Origin of the sequence: Micromonospora yasonensis (genome assembly GCF_026013475.1) — a bacterium.
In the GTDB taxonomy this organism is placed as follows: Bacteria; Actinomycetota; Actinomycetes; order Mycobacteriales; family Micromonosporaceae; genus Micromonospora; species Micromonospora yasonensis.
Genome location: NZ_JAPDPH010000498.1, coordinates 1 through 349, shown reverse-complemented (window position 1 = coordinate 349; position 349 = coordinate 1). Strand labels below are relative to the sequence as shown.

At 74.8% G+C, this 349-nt stretch carries 1 protein-coding gene; it reads left to right on the top strand.

What is annotated here, in order from left to right; translation table 11 throughout:
• Nucleotides 1-349: ketoacyl-synthetase C-terminal extension domain-containing protein (locus tag ONA70_RS36535; protein ID WP_319959642.1), on the top strand; the 349-nt coding region annotated here is incomplete at both ends.

The window sequence follows — 349 nt, the reverse complement described above, 5'->3', positions numbered from 1 at the left end:
GTCGAACATCGGGCACACCCAGGCCGCCGCCGGGGCGGCCGGGATCATCAAGATGGTCCTCGCGATGCGGCACGGCACGCTGCCCCGCTCGCTGCACATCGACGCGCCGAGCCCGCACGTGGACTGGACGGCCGGTGCCGTCCGTCTGCTGGACGAGGCGGTCGACTGGCGGCCGAACGGGCACCCGCGCCGCGCCGGCGTCTCCTCGTTCGGCATCAGCGGCACCAACGCCCACGTGATCCTCGAAGAAGCGCCCGCCGAGCAGGTGCCGCAGCGCCCGTCGGAGGTCTCCGGCGCGGTGGCCGACTCCGACGGCGTCCCGGCCGTCGGCGTGGACGAGGAGCCGATC